At 48.0% G+C, this 12,056-nt stretch carries 11 protein-coding genes; 3 read left to right on the top strand and 8 right to left on the bottom strand.

Going from position 1 to position 12,056, the window contains the following annotated elements:
• Both priA and AB5903_RS18465 read right to left on the bottom strand, forming a co-directional pair.
• A partial coding sequence (gene priA / locus AB5903_RS18470) for a primosomal protein N' (RefSeq protein WP_368118097.1) occupies positions 1-2,437 on the bottom strand: 2,437 nt, incomplete at its 3' end.
• 81 nt (positions 2,438-2,518) lie between these two features.
• Positions 2,519-3,097: a porin family protein gene (locus AB5903_RS18465; protein ID WP_118206683.1), complete on the bottom strand. Its 579-nt coding sequence runs from the start codon at positions 3,095-3,097 to the stop codon at positions 2,519-2,521.
• A gap of 744 nt (positions 3,098-3,841) precedes the next feature.
• Between AB5903_RS18465 and AB5903_RS18460 the strand changes: the two genes are divergently transcribed.
• A complete protein-coding gene (locus AB5903_RS18460) occupies positions 3,842-4,333 on the top strand; it encodes a GNAT family N-acetyltransferase (RefSeq protein WP_117856871.1) in 492 nt (163 codons plus the stop codon).
• 20 nt (positions 4,334-4,353) lie between these two features.
• On the opposite strand, the gene AB5903_RS18455 is transcribed toward AB5903_RS18460, so the two are convergent.
• The 4 genes from AB5903_RS18455 to AB5903_RS18440 all read right to left on the bottom strand — a co-directional run bounded on the left by AB5903_RS18455 (position 4,354) and on the right by AB5903_RS18440 (position 8,446).
• Positions 4,354-6,798, bottom strand: coding sequence for a DEAD/DEAH box helicase (locus tag AB5903_RS18455; RefSeq protein WP_368118096.1), 2,445 nt, complete (start codon positions 6,796-6,798; stop codon positions 4,354-4,356).
• A gap of 123 nt (positions 6,799-6,921) precedes the next feature.
• Positions 6,922-7,143: a DUF2795 domain-containing protein gene (locus tag AB5903_RS18450; RefSeq protein ID WP_002558131.1), complete on the bottom strand. Its 222-nt coding sequence runs from the start codon at positions 7,141-7,143 to the stop codon at positions 6,922-6,924.
• A 71-nt stretch (positions 7,144-7,214) separates the two neighbouring features.
• Positions 7,215-7,778, bottom strand: coding sequence for a cob(I)yrinic acid a,c-diamide adenosyltransferase (locus AB5903_RS18445; RefSeq protein ID WP_016660802.1), 564 nt, complete (start codon positions 7,776-7,778; stop codon positions 7,215-7,217).
• A gap of 35 nt (positions 7,779-7,813) precedes the next feature.
• Positions 7,814-8,446 carry a hypothetical protein gene (locus tag AB5903_RS18440; protein WP_005656606.1) on the bottom strand — a complete coding sequence of 211 codons (633 nt, stop codon included), beginning with the start codon at positions 8,444-8,446 and terminating at the stop codon, positions 7,814-7,816.
• 184 nt (positions 8,447-8,630) lie between these two features.
• Here AB5903_RS18440 and AB5903_RS18435 point away from each other — a divergent pair, with 184 nt between their 5' ends.
• Positions 8,631-9,593 carry a FimB/Mfa2 family fimbrial subunit gene (locus AB5903_RS18435; protein WP_368118095.1) on the top strand — a complete coding sequence of 321 codons (963 nt, stop codon included), beginning with the start codon at positions 8,631-8,633 and terminating at the stop codon, positions 9,591-9,593.
• 109 nt (positions 9,594-9,702) lie between these two features.
• Here the strand turns inward: AB5903_RS18435 and AB5903_RS18430 are convergent, their stop codons facing one another.
• Positions 9,703-10,074, bottom strand: coding sequence for a helix-turn-helix domain-containing protein (locus AB5903_RS18430; protein ID WP_117903838.1), 372 nt, complete (start codon positions 10,072-10,074; stop codon positions 9,703-9,705).
• Between the two features lie 184 nt (positions 10,075-10,258).
• Here AB5903_RS18430 and AB5903_RS18425 point away from each other — a divergent pair, with 184 nt between their 5' ends.
• Positions 10,259-10,708 carry a cupin domain-containing protein gene (locus tag AB5903_RS18425; RefSeq protein WP_005656613.1) on the top strand — a complete coding sequence of 150 codons (450 nt, stop codon included), beginning with the start codon at positions 10,259-10,261 and terminating at the stop codon, positions 10,706-10,708.
• 243 nt (positions 10,709-10,951) lie between these two features.
• On the opposite strand, the gene AB5903_RS18420 is transcribed toward AB5903_RS18425, so the two are convergent.
• Positions 10,952-11,842 (bottom strand): DUF4595 domain-containing protein, encoded by an 891-nt coding sequence (locus tag AB5903_RS18420; protein WP_005656621.1) that lies wholly within the window; start codon positions 11,840-11,842, stop codon positions 10,952-10,954.
• Between the last annotated feature and the right edge of the window lie 214 nt (positions 11,843-12,056).

Raw genomic sequence — 12,056 nt, 5'->3', positions numbered from 1 at the left:
CAATCAGCGACTTGAAACGGTCTTCCATTATCATCTCCTTCTGTACCTGCAGCAACAATTCGCGGACACGCGCCATAGGAGCTTTGGTTTCAATCTTCACTACAATTTTGCGGATAAACAGCGTCTGCACACGTGCCACCGGCGGTTTATCCGGCCCTAACACCCGATTGCCGAAGATGGCACGCAGCTTGCCCGCCATAGTCTGCGCCATCAAATCGAGCAGGGCCTCATTGCGGTTCTTCAGATACACATATATGAGGCGATAATAAGGGGGATAATGAAACATCTGCCGCTCGGCAAGCTGTCCGTCGACCATGCCTTCGTAATCATTGGCAATTACCTGAGGGATGATAGGATGCTCAATGCTCTTGGTCTGCAACACTACCCTGCCCCTTTTATTCTTCCGTCCGGCACGCCCTGCCACCTGCGCCATCAACTGGAAAGCACGCTCATAGGCACGAAAATCCGGATAGTTCAGCATCGTATCCGCATTCAGAATGCCTACCACGCTTACGTGGTCGAAGTCCAGCCCTTTGGAAACCATTTGCGTACCGATAAGAATATCCGTCTTTCCCTGTTCAAAATCGGCGATGATACGCTCGTAGGCCGCGCGTGTGCGGGTGGTATCCAGGTCCATACGGGCAACGGTCGCTTCGGGAAACAGGAGTTTGACGTCGTCCTCTATCTTTTCCGTACCGAAACCGCGGTTGCGCAAGTCCGTTCCTTCGCAAGCGGGACAGATGCGGGGCAGTTGATAGGTATATCCGCAATAGTGGCAGGTCAGTTGGTTCAGTCCTTTATGATAGGTCAGGCTGACATCGCAGTTCTTACATTTGGGAACCCACCCGCACGTATGGCATTCTATCATCGGGGCAAACCCCCTGCGGTTCTGAAACAGAATGACCTGTTCTTTCCGTTCCAGTGCCTCGCGGACATATTGCAGCAACAAAGGGGAAAAGGGCCCGTTCATCCGCTTCTTGCGCTGCAACTCCTTGATGTCTACCGGAATAATCTCCGGCAACTGTATCTCCTTGTACCTCTCCTTCAGCTCCACCAGCCCGTACTTTCCGGACATGGCGTTGTGCCAGGTTTCTATGGAAGGCGTCGCCGTGCCCAGCAGGGTCTTGGCGCCATACAGCGCAGCCAGCACAGTGGCGGCATTACGTGCATGGTAGCGGGGGGCGGGGTCCTGTTGCTTATATGTGTTCTCGTGCTCCTCGTCCACGATAACCAGGCCCAGTTTGCGGAAGGGCAGGAACACGGAAGAACGCACTCCTAAAATAATGTCATATCCGCTGTCCGAAAGCTGTTTCTGCCAGATTTCCACCCGTTCGGCATCCGGAAACTTGGAGTGATAGATGCCCAGACGCGAACCGAACACCCGTTGCAGCCTTTCGGTAATCTGTGTGGTCAGGGCTATTTCCGGCAACAGATACAGCACCTGCTTCCCTTGCCGGATGACTTTTTCTATCAGATGGATGTAAATCTCCGTCTTTCCGCTGGACGTGACTCCATGCAGCAAACAGACATTTTTTGTCCGGAAACTTTCCACAATGCTGTCGTATGCCCGCTGCTGATGCCCGTTCAGAGGATTTAAAGGGAGGGTTGTCCGGGCAGAGGCTGCGTTCAGCCTGCCTATTTCCTGCTGGTATACCTCAAAGACCCCGCGTTCCACCAACCCGTTGAACACGGCAGGCGTAGCGGAAGTCCGCTGCAAAAGTTCCTTCTTGGTGACTTCTTTCGGCGTTTTACCCAAACAGGCGGAAAGTTCGATGTACTTCATCAGCAAGTCCAACTGTTTGGGAGCGCGACGCTGCAGTTCGTCAAAGAAGAAGTGCAGACGGTGTTCGTTGCCTGCCGCTTCCGTCAGGCGCACGCGGGTCTCGGTCTTGGGCTTGTAGGTGCGCTTCAGTTCTTCTTTCACAAAGACCGCCTCTTTATCCAGCAAGGATTTAATTACGGACAGGATATTCCTGATGCCGCTCTCCTTCTCCAGTTTCGTAATGCACTGCTCCGGCTCCGCAGCAAGCAGGTCCAGTATCTTCTGTTCCTTTTCGGGCAGTTGCACATCCGATTCGAAATCGGGGTTATACTCCACGATGGTCTCGCTCTCCAACTTCAAGCCTGAAGGAAGCGCCGCTTTATAGACATCGCCCCGGGTACAGAGATAATAATCCGCCAGCCAGTCCCAAAACCTGAACTGCTCGGGCAGCAGGATAGGATGCGCATCCAGCAGGGCACTCACTTCCTTTACCTCGTACCCGGCCGGTGCGGAATAGTGTATGTTCTGCACAATAGCCGTATAGTATTTCTTCCGTCCGAAAGGAACGACCACCCGGCAGCCAATCTGTACACTCCCCGCCATATCCTCCGGCAGCGAGTATGTAAAGCAGGCATGCAGGGGAAGGGGCAATATGACATCTACGAACTTTTCCATTGCAACGGCAAAGATAACGTAAAAAAACGGCGTTGCCAATCAAAATCGGCAACGCCATACAGAGATAATCCCGTTATATCTTTAGAACAGGTAAGCAGCAGAAATCTGCCAGGTCTTATTCTTTGTTCCGATAGCCTCACTGGCACTCTTCCAGGTGAACGAGTCGCCGCAAGGAATCGTATAGTTGAAACCTATCTGCAAATGCCGAACCAGTTTCACACCGGCTCCCACATTGATACCCACCTGCGCTTTCTTGCTTTCCAACTTTCTTCCATCTTCAAAATTCTTATCACCCTTGAAGTTAAAGAAGAAGTCCGGACCGGCCGCTACATAAATACCCAGCATACTGCCCAGACCGATGGAATATTTCAGATTGACAGGTATGTCCAGCCCCGATTGCTTCATATCAAGACCTTCCATCTTATCGCCTTTCTGAGAATACAGCAACGCACCGTCCACTCCCAGTCCTATAACGGGAATCGTTATTTCCGCCATAGGTCCGAAAAAGAATCCGGTAGAGTTGTCTTTCATTCCTTCTAACTTGAGTTTCGACAAGTTCACACCGCCTTTTACACCAAACTTAATCAACTGAGCTTGGGCAGGCATAGCCAATGCCATGCAGCATACAGCTATCATAAAAACACTAAAGAACTTTTTCATAATTCAATACGTTTAAATTTCGCGGACAAATATATGCAAATTATCCCTTAAAAAAACAACAGGCATTCCGAATTGTTCAAAATTAAAACAAGAGTTCCGGTGCGCCACCGGTGGGAGACCGTCCCAATCTCCAGCCCGGAGCATTCCGTATGCCGGTGTTTTTCCACGACATCCCTTATGTATAAAGGAGAAATACCCTATGCAAAAACCTGCTATGCCACATTGTTTTCCTCGTCCTGCAACTGCGGGCTGTACGGCCCGCATATGGAAACCGTACGGCCCGCAACCGGCAACCGGAGAGCCCGCAACTGGAAAACGAGGTTTTACATCCGGCTTTCCTACATTATACATGCTGTAAAACGACAAAACCAATGAGCTACAGTGACATTAAGCCGCAGAGTTTGGAACGCTCCGCCCTTGAAAAACGGAGGCTTTTAACCGCAGTTAACAAATTTCGCTTCACATAGGTTTTGCTTCTGTGTATAAGCCTGTTACAATAAAAAAGAAGGATAAAAGTGATGACTGGAAGTGACGACAAACAATTGGTCAACACTCTCGTCACCGTTGTCAACACCCTCTCCATCCCCCTTCTGCAAAGGGATAGAACGCTACCGGTGACGAGTGACGAGAAAAAACGTGTTTTCTTTTTTAGGAGATTAAAAATGCAAGATAGGCATCGGAAAGCATAGATTGACTACCTTTGCAAAACATTATTCAAAAAAATACATTTCTTTATTACGGAGTATGATAGAAATCAGGAAAACAGAGATTGCAGAACTCGGCATCCTTATGGAGCTCTTTGAACAGGGAAAGCGCATCATGCGCAAAAGCGGAAACATGAAGCAGTGGACCGGCGGCTATCCCGATGAAGAACTTGTAAAGAAGGACATCGAGAACGGAAACAGCTACGTATGCCTCGATGAAGAACGGAACATAGTAGGGACTTTCACTTTCATACAAGGGAACGACCCTACTTACGCCCGAATTTACGAAGGAGCCTGGAGTGACGACACGCGTCCCTACGGCGTCATCCACCGCCTGGCAAGCACGGAGCAAAGCAAAGGAGTGGCATCCGCCTGCCTGCAATGGTGCTACCGCCAGATTCCCAACCTACGGGCAGACACGCACCGCGACAACCATATCCTGCAACATATCCTCAAAAAACACGGCTTCCAATATTGCGGCATCATATACCTGCAGAATGGAGACGAACGGCTGGCCTTTCAGAAGCTGTAGCGACGGCACACGCACCAAACTCATACGGGCCGGCTGCCGCCGTATTTCTTCTTCAGCTCCTCCACGGTTGTTCCGGTGAAATACTCTTCCACGAAATCCCAACGCTGGTCGTCGGTCAGAGTATCCGTACCGAAGAAAAAGGAGAACAGCTCAATCTGCTCCTCGAAGATACGTTCGTTCGTGTCCAGTATAAGATTATGATATTCGTCGGAATCCGCCAACTGTTGCAGAAGTTCCGGGTTATCGAACCGTACATGCACGCAAGGCGTACCGCCTCCCTCTACGCTGAACGACAGGCAGTCGAGCATGGAAAGAAGGTTGAGCAACATATTCAAATCGGAGAACGGAGTGCAATAGAACTGCAAGCGGTCGCCCCTGTTGCCTGCGATACGCTGGGCGAACAGCTTCTGATAACGGGACAGAAGCAGGTCGAAACCTTTGGTGACGGTAAACGAGAGCTCGTTCGAGTCTTTCTTCTTGACGCTGCTGATGTAACTTACGCTGCGCCCCTCCTCGGTGCGGCTTTCCAGCAACGAACCGATGAAACGTTTGGCCGACGGCACATCCATGCCGTGCTCGGCAAACACCGCACGCAACTCCTCTTCATCGAAACGGCCTTTCGACTTCAGCAAAGCTGTTTTCAGCATCAATACCAGGCTCTTGAACAAAGCATCCATGCGCTGGCGGATAACCGTTGCATCCTCTTTCAGCAACACCTCGTGCTTGCCCACCGAAACAGCACGTGAACCTTCCCACAACATGCCGCTGTTCAGTTTCTGCTTGAACTCCCTGTATCCCAACTCCGGAAAACGCTCTTCCCAAAGAGTGTCCAAACGGGCACGGTAGACTCCCTCTTCACCGTCCACCCCGGTAAGATAGGCCTGAAATTCGCGTGCAAAGGCATCGCCCGTCTTGTCCTGGATGTAACCCTCCGTCAACAGATTTTGCGGACTTACCTCCAGCAGACGTGTGCCGTAGCGTTGCTCCAAATCATCCTCCAGCCACAGCAGGGCCGTTTTGATAAGCTGCCCCAACTCGGCCTCGTACTCCAGCTTATTCTTGGTACGCGGCAGCTTCACCACGAACTCAAAGTCGGACAGGGAAACAAGTATCTCTTCCTTCTTCCCTTTCATCCGATATACCTCCATGAGTTTCTTCAGGATAAGTTCCAGTTGGTCCTGCCCGATGTTGCCGGTCTGGTGCAGACGCTTCATGTAATAAAAGTCGCGTTCGTGATAATCGGTGGCGGCAATACCCTGCACATCCGCATCACGGGCGGCACGGCCTATTTCCTGAATGTAATCGACAAACGTGCTGGAAGGCGCCACGTGGTAAACACGGTCGATGTCGCTGATGTCCACTCCCATACCGAAAGCTTTTGTAGCAACAATCATCCGCTTCGTGCCCTCTTTAAAGTCCCTGACGATGGCAGCCTTCTGCGCCTTGTCCTTCTTGCCGTAGTAAGAAGCCACCAGACGCCAGTCAGCAGGAGCCACCCAGGTCTTGATACGCATATCTATGCCACCGGCAAAAGGATAGTAAAGCAGCGCCTTATGCCCGTCGAGAAACTCCTCCACACGCCCGGATATGACGCGTTGCTTGCCTTTGTCATAAGTCTCTCCCTCTTCCAATGTGAGCCGGCGGATGTCAAAACCGATGTTCTTGCGCCTGACCGTACCTACATAAAGTATGCAAGGTTCCATTTGCAGGGAGCGGATGGTATCGAATACCATATCGTTGCCGCCTTTGGGATTCCACACGGCAGTGGCGGTAAGGGCAAACAGGGGGAACGAATAACCGAGGTTCTGTTTCAATGCGTCCAAATAACGCCCCAGAAACCAATAGTCCACGCGGAACTCTTTGCCCCAGGTGGTTACCGTATGCGCCTCATCGACAACAACCATACCGATGCGGCGGTTGCCGATAAAATGTCTGATGTCGTAGGAGAGCAACAGCTCCGGTGAAAGATAGAACAAGTCGATTTCCCCCTCACGCACCGCCCGGTACACTTCCATCTTCTGCTCCGGCGAAAGGTCGGAAGACGCATATGCCACACGTTCATACCCTACGTCCTGCAAGCCTTCCACCTGGTCCACTATCAGCGCTTTCAAAGGAGAGACAACGATAGTCAGCAGGTTATATTCTTTTCCCAGATAGATGGCGGGGAGCTGGAACAAGAGAGACTTTCCCGCACCGGTCGGAGCAGTCAGCAGGATATTGTCGGGCTGTTCGCCGCCTTTGTACGCCTTTTCCGCTTCCCGGATTACATTTTCAACCAGTTGTCCCTGAGAAATACAGAGAGTATCCCTGTTTTTAAACAAATCATCGTAAATCTCGAGATTGCGGAACCCGTCGTAACCATAGGTCTCTTTCAGCAGTTCCGTTACACTTTGCCGGCACTCCCCGGGCAAGTGGCGTTCTTTCAATACGGGCAAGCGGTGTGCCTCTCCTGTTTGTGTCATCATTAATATAATGGGGGATTAAAAAGAAAAAAAGATAGTATTCCGGCCATAGTAAAGGCCTTCGTACTACCTCTTTCTATAATTTGTATATCCGTAAGCCGACGGATGAAATTCAATCAAAGCGCATTAATACTCCTCTTCGTTGAAGAAGAAATCTTCTTTGCTGGGATAATCAGGCCAAATATCTTCAATACTTTCATAAATCTCGCCTTCATCTTCCATTTCCTGCAGGTTCTCAATAACCTCAAGCGGAGCACCCGAACGCATGGCATAATCAATCAATTCGTCCTTAGTTGCCGGCCAAGGGGCATCTTCCAGTTTAGATGCCAATTCCAATGTCCAATACATAGTTTCTAAGTATTAAAATTGTGAGTAGTAATTCCTTTCTTTATTTTTCGGCAAAAGTATAACAAAATATTTCACTTGCAACTATTATTCCAAAATATTTCTTCTTTTTTCTCGTCTTGGTTCATTTTACGCGAAAGAACGAACAAATAGTCAGATAGACGGTTTACATAGGCCAACAGCTCGGAAGAGATGTCCGTCTGTTCCGCCAAAGCAAGAATGCGACGTTCGGTACGGCGGCAAACGGTACGGCAGATATGACAAACGGAGGCTCCGCGACTCCCGCCCGGAAGAATAAAAGCAGAGAGAGGGGGAAGCTTGTCGTCCAGCCGGTCTATCTCGCGCTCTATCGCCTCCACCTGTTCCGGGGTGATGATACTCGCCTCCTTCAGCCGTGTCTTTTCACGATCCGTAGCAAGGTAAGAACCTATTGCAAACAATCTGTCCTGGACTTGCTGCAGGAACTGCCTGTCGGGCTCGTCGGAAAGGAAAGTTATCAGAAACCCCAGATTGGAATTCAGTTCGTCCACCGTACCGTAGGCTTCGAGGCGGATGTGGGTTTTAGGAACACGCGTGCCTCCTACAAGGGAAGTGGTTCCTTTATCTCCGGTCTTTGTATATACAAGGCTTTTCTTCATAATGGTCTTTTTTCCTTTGAAACGCCTAAAGGTAATCAAAAGTTGACAATATAGTCTTGTTTTATCCTGGTTTTATCAAAGAAAATAATACCGAGATCGTAAAGGTCGAAAGTGATGCCTGCCTTTTCGTGCCGGCTGATACGCCTCCAAACGGCACGCATCCGGGAAGTATAACGGATACCTTCGATTACAAAGACGGACGTTTGCGCAGTGCGGTCGGCACAGATACGGAACACCTCTTCCACAAACTCCGGACGGCGGTAATCGTGCAGGTATAAAAAGTCGACAGACGCGCCACTCTCCAAAAACAGTTCGGACAGGTCGGCGGCGGCAGTGTAGTCCGCCCCTTCCTTCGCAGCTTTCAGATATAAGGAAGAGGCAGCCTGCATGCCTGCATCCACAATCGTAGCCGGCTGTGCATAATTTACCAGCCGGAACAGAAGCCGTTTCACCTTTAAGGACTCGTACCCCCATGCCCGGTCTTTCTGCGGCATAAGCCTCTTCTGCTCGGAAGCCAGCTCCTTATACTTATAATAAGGAGTCGTTTCATAGATAACGTGCGTTATCAGGTTGAAGGCAAAAGGCGAGTGCACCCCGTAACCGCAGCGGTGGCGGAATCGGTACAGCCAGATAAAAGGGCGCTTTAGCGCAAGTAACATACGGTTCATCACAAGTTAATTCTTTATTGTGTTGCAAAAATACGGAAAAACCTGAAACGGAAGCTAACCGCACAGCTTTCCTTTGATAACTGTTCCCCCGCCGGACGAATAATTTTCCCGAAATGTACCGTATCCGGGAACCATTCCCACTGCAGAATGTTCTCTATGGAAATAACCCAAAACCCAACGGATAATGAAAAAATCGATACTGTTAATGGGCCTTGCAGCTCTCATAGCAAGCTGTTCGGACGATGACCGGAACAACGATACGGATAATCAGCATCTTGTCAGTCCCTCAATGGCTGTGAGCATCAGCAACACCGACGGCCGCCAAAGCCCGTTTACCGGCATTCTTACAATTATGCCATGCGATGCAAACAGTTCCATATACTATGGAAATTATGTAAAAGGAAAACTGTCTCCTTTCTACGGCTATTACCGGGTAAAGGACGGAAGTTTCCATGACAATTCCATCAATAGGGAGATTTCTCTGCCGATAGGCACTTACAATATGATTTATTGGGGAACACCCCAATACCAAACTCCCATTTATGCCCACCCTGCCATAAAAGAGGCGGCTCACAGCATAGGAGCCGATATGTCCAAACAGTCTCTCGGCTTGTTCAGAATGTCAGCCGATACCATTTACTATCCCGTATTCGACCTGGTGTACGCCACACAGCCGGTAAACATCGGAAGCGAAAGCCTCAGTGGCTCTTTAAAACGAGTGGTAGCCGGAATAAAGGTTGTCCTGAAAGACAAAGACAATGCCGTACTAAGTTCCAGTATAGACAGTGTGGCCGTACGCATCACCAACATTTACAGCGAACTCAATTATTATACGGGAAAACCGCAAGGTACACCACGTACAATCGCGTTCCCTCTGATTCGTTCAAACGATGGTACTCAGATGAGCAACAGCACCGTTATGCTGTTCCCGTCCGCCGGAAAACCGGAATTCCAACTGGCAATCATTCTTAAAAACGGTAATGTGAAAAGCTTCAGACAAGCATTGAGCAGCCCGCTCGATGCCAATGCCAAACTGACATTAACGTTAAGTCTGGGTGATATTTTCTCTGAAGAATCCTCCGGTGACTTTACTGTCGATGACTGGAACGAGAAAAACGAGAATATTGATATACCGATAATAGAGTAGCCGAATATTATAAAGAGTCTTTCCGTACGGAACAGAGCTGCCGGTGTTACCATGAAATAACCCTTTGCCGTTCCGATTCTTAATAACAATGCTATTCTATATATTCATTCTAGGGCAAGCTCTCGAACTTTTTTCTGTGCTCCATTATTGATTGCATATTATTTTGCGCCCATTCAGTTAACGATATAATGATAGGGACAAGGCTTTTGCCTGTTGCTGTCAACTCATACTCCACTCTTATCGGAACTTCCGGAAAAACGGTTCGTTTTACCAGTCCGTCAGCTTCCAATATCTGTAGCGTATTAGACAATACTTTAGTTGATATATCAGGAATTTGCCTCGCTAATTGGTTGAAACGGGTTGAACCATTCTCATTCAGAATGAAAACAACTAACAATGCCCACTTATTACCAAAACGTGCAACGACATTCCGAATAGGGCAAATCTCAATGATAGATTTTTTTTCTTCTTTTTTCGTCATGACAATCTATTGTTTTTCTGCATAAGTAACCTCCGGGTAACTTTGATACATATTTGTAACTTCTTGTATTGCAAATAATTGATTCATATATTTGCAGTATCAAAAAGAAAGCAATCATCCAATGCAAAGTTAGTTAATTTGCGATACGTAATCAATAGAAGTATAAACATCAAAATTAAAAGCTATGAAACAGATTGAAAAAACAGCATCAGCGACAAACTTCACCGCTATCAACTTAGGCAAGTTAAATGAATTAGGAGATTACTTGTTGGAACTTGCTCCTGAAATAAAAATTCCGGGAAAAGTGTTTGGCGGGGCTGCACTTCAAGCCACAGGAAGCGAATTTTCATTCCAGTTATTCCAACCGGGAACAGAAACCGGTTTTCTTCATACTCACAAAACGCATGAAGAACTTTATTTCTTCCTTAGTGGAAACGGAGAATTTCAAGTAGACGGCCAAGTATTCCCTGTTTCGGAAGGAAGTGTGGTACGTGTAGCCCCTAAAGGTAAAAGGTCTGTCCGGAACAACGGCATAATTCCCCTTATTATGCTTTGCATTCAATATAAGGCTGCAACATTCGCACAAGAAGATACAACAGACGGAAATATATTAAACGAACCGGTAAGATGGTAACATTATGAAACAGGACTAGACCCGAATATTTTTGTGCAAAAGTATAAAATCCAGTTGCCCAGTGAGGAAGAAATCACAAGATTTCTTTCAAAGGAGACAGGCTAACAACTTTCAATAAAAACAAAGGTTTAGTTCATTTTAGATATACAAGAGAAATGGACTAAACTTAATCATTGACAAATAGCGAGAAGGCTTGCACCTAACCGATGCAAGCCTTCTCGCTATTTGTCATTTTCCGATAAGTCACCAAGTAAATGTGTACTTCTTCTCATCCCCCTCGTCTTTTATAAGCAGTTGCGTAGGATAACCGTCGGAATTCAGTGTCCACTTATAATTCGATAATTCAACAGAAGTATCATCAGCATCACGCATCGCAAGCGGCAGATGCTTGGTAGCCTTGCCAAGCATACCTCCGTAGTAGGCATATATCATCTCATCCATATCCACATCCAGCAGTTCGTCGAACATCATCAGGCAACCCTTGTTATCAATGGGAGTTGCAATCTCGCCCGTCGTATAGTCTATGATAGCACCGTCCTCCCACTCGTCATTGCCGTCAAGAACTCCGTCGCCATTCATATCTCCACCACCCATATAGCTTGTGGAAGTCTTCACAGCATCACCATCTTTATAAGTGATTTTCGTCAACTCACCGCTACCTTCAGAACGTCTCATTTCTATGAGATGACCGTCGGCATCGTACTTCATCTCCCAAGTGAACTCACTGGCATCGGAAGTGCCGGCGTGGTCTATGGAGTTGCAATATTCCACATAGCCATTGCTGTTGAGCTGCAAGTTCAGTTCGGTAACATCGCCCTCGTCATCTGTCACGGTGATTTTTGCGCGGTCTTTCGTCGCATCTGCCTTCGTTTCGGCAAAGAAATACTCGAAGACGGCTTTTTCCCCATCCTCACCTATGATACTTATCACCAGTCCTTCTTTGTTTTGGGAGATAGACATCCCGGCAGCCGACTTCGGTAGTCCCCCCTTGAATACCTCCGACGGCTTGACCACAGTGACAGTGCTTCCGCCACCCTCACCATTTTCATTTTCGTCATCGTCACTACAAGCAGTAAATCCCAGACACAACGCTGCACTCAGCATGGAAGCAGCAAGCATTCTAAACATTTTCATAAGTCGCAAATCTTCTTATAGACTTCCCGGATTCAATAAAATTAATACATCAAAAGGCATAGAAGTCTGTACTTTCCGCTTATCCTGTCGCTCAAACTTCTACACAGCCCCCTAAACAACAGGAAACGGCGTTTCATAAATGGGGTCAATGTAAAAACCTGAGGGGTAAATTTATAAATTGTTATCTTTGTCTCCAAATTCATAGCTTATGGAA

The sequence above is a fragment of the Bacteroides sp. 2201st1_D9_2201SCRN_220225 genome (assembly GCF_040928965.1).
Lineage (GTDB): Bacteria > Bacteroidota > Bacteroidia > Bacteroidales > Bacteroidaceae > Bacteroides > Bacteroides stercoris.
The sequence above is the reverse complement of the archived record's forward strand: the minus strand, read 5'-3'. Positions and strand labels throughout refer to the sequence as shown.

What these genes read in the sequence shown, in the direction of transcription:
- AB5903_RS18465 (WP_118206683.1), bottom strand. Translation starts at nt 3,097, where the DNA reads ATGAAAAAGTTCTTTAGTGTTTTTATGATAGCTGTATGCTGCATGGCA.
- AB5903_RS18460 (WP_117856871.1), top strand. Translation starts at nt 3,842, where the DNA reads ATGATAGAAATCAGGAAAACAGAGATTGCAGAACTCGGCATCCTTATG.
- AB5903_RS18455 (WP_368118096.1), bottom strand. Translation starts at nt 6,798, where the DNA reads ATGATGACACAAACAGGAGAGGCACACCGCTTGCCCGTATTGAAAGAA.
- AB5903_RS18450 (WP_002558131.1), bottom strand. Translation starts at nt 7,143, where the DNA reads ATGTATTGGACATTGGAATTGGCATCTAAACTGGAAGATGCCCCTTGG.
- AB5903_RS18445 (WP_016660802.1), bottom strand. Translation starts at nt 7,778, where the DNA reads ATGAAGAAAAGCCTTGTATATACAAAGACCGGAGATAAAGGAACCACT.
- AB5903_RS18440 (WP_005656606.1), bottom strand. Translation starts at nt 8,446, where the DNA reads ATGAACCGTATGTTACTTGCGCTAAAGCGCCCTTTTATCTGGCTGTAC.
- AB5903_RS18435 (WP_368118095.1), top strand. Translation starts at nt 8,631, where the DNA reads ATGAAAAAATCGATACTGTTAATGGGCCTTGCAGCTCTCATAGCAAGC.
- AB5903_RS18430 (WP_117903838.1), bottom strand. Translation starts at nt 10,074, where the DNA reads ATGACGAAAAAAGAAGAAAAAAAATCTATCATTGAGATTTGCCCTATT.
- AB5903_RS18425 (WP_005656613.1), top strand. Translation starts at nt 10,259, where the DNA reads ATGAAACAGATTGAAAAAACAGCATCAGCGACAAACTTCACCGCTATC.
- AB5903_RS18420 (WP_005656621.1), bottom strand. Translation starts at nt 11,842, where the DNA reads ATGAAAATGTTTAGAATGCTTGCTGCTTCCATGCTGAGTGCAGCGTTG.